This window comes from Nocardia sp. NPDC004860 (assembly GCF_040609015.1).
In the GTDB taxonomy this organism is placed as follows: domain Bacteria; phylum Actinomycetota; class Actinomycetes; order Mycobacteriales; family Mycobacteriaceae; genus Nocardia.
In genome coordinates this window covers 1-3,908 of record NZ_JBEXJI010000065.1, presented here as the reverse complement: position 1 = coordinate 3,908, position 3,908 = coordinate 1, and the positions used below count along the sequence as shown (strand labels likewise).

General features: G+C 63.7%; 5 protein-coding genes. All 5 read right to left on the bottom strand.

Annotated elements, in window-relative coordinates; all coding sequences use genetic code 11:
- Positions 1 to 191: 191 nt before the first annotated feature.
- On the bottom strand, positions 192 to 1,454 hold the full coding sequence (locus ABZV44_RS45515) for a beta-ketoacyl-[acyl-carrier-protein] synthase family protein (protein ID WP_354851638.1): 1,263 nt from the start codon (positions 1,452 to 1,454) through the stop codon (positions 192 to 194).
- Positions 1,451 to 2,338: a cupin domain-containing protein gene (locus ABZV44_RS45510; RefSeq protein ID WP_354851635.1), complete on the bottom strand. Its 888-nt coding sequence runs from the start codon at positions 2,336 to 2,338 to the stop codon at positions 1,451 to 1,453. Before ABZV44_RS45510 ends, ABZV44_RS45515 begins: the two co-directional genes overlap by 4 nt.
- Entirely contained in the window at positions 2,338 to 2,595 is a 258-nt protein-coding gene (locus ABZV44_RS45505; RefSeq protein WP_354851632.1) for an acyl carrier protein, read from the bottom strand. The genes ABZV44_RS45510 and ABZV44_RS45505 overlap by 1 nt, the downstream gene beginning before the upstream one ends.
- Entirely contained in the window at positions 2,596 to 2,979 is a 384-nt protein-coding gene (locus ABZV44_RS45500; RefSeq protein WP_354851629.1) for a TcmI family type II polyketide cyclase, read from the bottom strand.
- A gap of 412 nt (positions 2,980 to 3,391) precedes the next feature.
- Complete coding sequence (locus ABZV44_RS45495) at positions 3,392 to 3,739, bottom strand: hypothetical protein (protein WP_354851626.1); 348 nt, start codon at positions 3,737 to 3,739, stop codon at positions 3,392 to 3,394.
- Positions 3,740 to 3,908 lie beyond the last annotated feature (169 nt).

The following is a 3,908-nucleotide window of genomic DNA, read 5'->3' as shown; positions in this document are numbered from 1 at the left end:
CGGTAGCACCCACACTCGTCTTGATGTCCCAGGAATCACTGTCATTACGCATAATCATCACTTTTCTCCGGCCAAAGCCGGGCTGAGAATTCGGTGGGAAGGAAATTCAATGAGGTTGTGTCGGTGAAACATTCACGAATCGACCCGACGAGTGCTCGGTGTTCACCGTCCGGTGATCACTGCGCGGCGGTTCATCGCAACTCCGGCGGTCGTGTGAAGACCATCGCGGACTGGAAACCGCCGAACCCACTGCCGACCGACAGAGCCGTATCGACGGTGGCGGTGCGCGCGATGTTCGGGACGTAGTCCAGATCGCATTCGGGGTCCCGGTTACTCCAGTTGGCGGTCGGCGGGATCACCCCGGTGTCGATCGCCAATGCGCAGGCCGCCATCTCGATCGAGCCGATCGCGCCGAGCGAGTGCCCGATCATCGACTTGATCGAGCTGATCGGAACCTCGTACGCGGCGGCACCCAGCGCCTTCTTGAAGGCCGCCGTCTCATGGCGGTCGTTCTGCTTCGTGCCCGAGCCGTGAGCACTGATGTAGCCGAGCGCGTCCGGGTTGAGCCGTGATTGGTTCATGGCCTCCGTGATGGCCATGCTCATCTCCAGCCCGTCCGGGCGCAGTCCGGTCATGTGGAAGCCGTTGCAGCGCGAGGCGTACCCGCCGATCTCGCAGTAGATGTGGGCGCCCCGAGCCAGGGCGTGGTCGAGCTTCTCCAACATCAGCACCGCCGCACCCTCCCCCAGCACGAAACCGGAGCGCGTCAGGTCGAAGGGCCGCGAGGCGTGAGTGGGATCGTCATTCTCATCGGTGGTCGCCCGGATCGCGTCGAATGCCGCGACGGAGATCGGCGAGATCGGCGCGTCCGATGCGCCCGCGAGGACGAAGTCGGCGTCACCGTCTTCGATCATGTGCAGTGCGTGACCGATCGAGTCGATCCCGGACGTGCAGCCCGTCGAGACGACCGTTGCCGGACCGTGCAATTCGAAGTGGGCCGACACCTCGGCGGCCATGCTGCTGGGGACGAGGGCCTGATACAGGTAGGGTTGCACGGCGCCCTCGTCGACCAGCCAATCCCGGCCGCTGTCGCTCGCGATCACATAGTCGTTCTCCAGGGTGATGGTCGCGCCGACCGCCGAGCCGAGCGACACCCCGAACATGTCGCGCGCGGCGTCGGACAACTCCAGACCGCTGTCCTCGAACGCCTCACGGGCGGCGACGAGAGCGAACTGGGTCATCCGATCGAAGCGGCGCACCTGCCTGGGCGACAACCCGGCGGCCTGCGGATCGAAATCGCATTCCGCCGCCACCTGGGAGCGGAACCCGGCCGGGTCGAAGGAACTGATCCGGCGGGTCGATGTGCGCCCGGACGACAGGCAGTCCCAGAACGATGTGCGTCCGATCCCGCCCGGAGCGACGACGCCGACCCCCGTGACGGCGACCCGGGTCATCGTGCTCTCTCCGCGGTACCGGGGGCGGCCGCCGATAGTTCCGTGTCCACGTGACCGAGTTCGGGTCGCGGGGCGAGCGGTCCGAGGTGAAAGACGATGTTCGCGGTCTCGGTCCCGGTATTGCGCACCCGGTGCCGGACACCGATCGGCACGAACAGTCCCTGCCCCGTTGCCAGCGACCACTGCTCATCGTCGAGGTCGACGGTGAGGTCTCCCTGGACGCAATACAGGAACTCCTCCGAATACGGGTGGTAGTGCTCGGCGATGCGCTCCCCCGGCTCGAGGGTGGCAACTCCGGTGAAACCGGATGTGCTGCCAACGGTTTTCGGGCTCAGCACGGTCCTGATTTCGCCTCCACGGCGACGGTCGGCGGGCAGGTCGGAAACATCGACGCGGCCCGGCCGGATACTCGGCGTGGTGATCGTCGCGGCCGCGGCCTTGTGGCGCTTTTCGACCTTTTCCTTGATGAGCTGCATCTGGATCACGCTGTTGGTGTTGATGCGGTCGGTCATGCCGGCGTCGTCGATCGGTGCGGCCGGACGCATGTGAAAGTCCTGGACCCAGGTCATCCGGGTGCCCGACCCGGACTCGGCATAACTCCAATGGATCTGCATGTACTCGAACGGCCCGGTCTCCACCCGATGCGCGTCCACGGTCCGGTTGACCGGATCGACGGTTCGTTCGCTGACCCAGCTCCACACCTGCCCCGCCTCGTCGGGGTGCATCGTGAGCCGGAACCGGACGGTATCGCCGTGCTCCGCGAGAACATCGACAGCAGCGTATTCGGAGAACAGATCCGGCCAGACCCGCACGTCGTTGGTCGAATCCCACACCACCTCGAGGGGCGCGTCGATGAGGATCGAGTTTTCTGTGTGGCCCGACATCACGCGGCCTCCCCGATGAATGCGAGCTCGACGTACCGAACCACGTCACCACCGGTCATCCCGAGCAGCTGGGCAGGCAACCTGACATCGAAATCGCGTTCCACAACACTCTGAATCTCGAAGACCGCCAACGAATCCACACCGATCTCCTCCAGAGTCAGCGCGTCCGCCCTCTGCAACTCGTCCGGACCGATGTCGACCCCGACATGCTCGTCCAGGATCGCGCGCAATGTCTCGATGGTGAACGTGTCGAACATTTACTTCTCTTCCTTCCCTCGTGTGGTGAGACCGGAACCCAGTGCCGGACCGGTCTGTGGTGTCCAGCTGTAGAACATGCGAGCCCGCGCATCCTCCGGAGACAGCCAATTCGCGAGATAAGGCGACACGAACTCGCGCAACCGGGCGCTCACGCGGGCGAACTCCGGATGCCGCGCGGCCCTGCCAATAGCGGCGCCACCGGGCTCCTCGGTCTCCACCAAGTGCACATACAGGTCATCCAGAGCCCACAGCTCACGCCGGGTCACACCCGCAATCGCCGGTAGATCCGTCGACGAATCGGACTCAGCGAAGATCTCGCCAACGTTGAAAATAGCGTCCGGACGTACATGAGCAACGATCAGCGAACGATGTGGAATCACCATCGGCCTTCTCCTACTTGAGCTTTGGTGGGGAACATGGAACCCGATATCTGTCTTTCCGGGTACAACAAACCTACGAGTTCAGACCAGTCGGTATCTATCACCGTGCGGTTGTCCATCCGCCCGCCTGGGGTGAAGACAATCAACACCTAGGTGGCACCCGACGGCGGGGCGAGAGTTGACGACTTTCTCGGCGCCGTTGTGCGGCGCATTGTGCCGATCTCACCAATTTCGTTGCGCTGCTGACGATTCGACCATTTCCGAGGCCGCCCCGAAGAAGAAGAAGAAGAAGGACCTCAGCCCAACTGAGGTCCTTCCCGGTGGTGGCGCGAAAGCCTGGCGGCTTCGCAGGAAATGCAATTTTGAATGGGAGACGAAGGTATTCCCTCGGCGATGCCCGATCTCACAGACCAGCTCAGTGCCAGAGCACGGCCACGCACACGTTGGCGATCGCCAGCGTGCCGGCCGCATGCGCCGACCATGAAATCACCTTGTCGCGCTTGGCATAGTGTCCGAGTTCGGCCAGACCCGCCACCGAGACCCCGATAGCCAGCTTGACCACAACCTTGGACATGAGCAGATGCTTGTCCAGCGAATGGATGAAGTGGGCCATGAGGACCATCACCAGGCCCGTGACGACAAGCGCCCGTGCACCCCACAACATCCACTCGGACACCTTCGGCCGCGCGAGGGCATAACCGCCGATGACCGCCGCCATACAGAGCAGATGGACGACGACCACCAGGTTGTAGACGAATGTCATGGCTTCACAGGCTAGACGCCCGGCGGTTCATTCGGGGTTTGCCATGCGGTCGGGTCGTCGGGGTAGAGGCCGCACATCGCCACGTGGGTTATTTCCGTACGGTGGCGAGACTCATCAGGGACGGGTCGAAATGCCCCACCGGCCCCTTCCCAGCAGGCACCGCACGCCC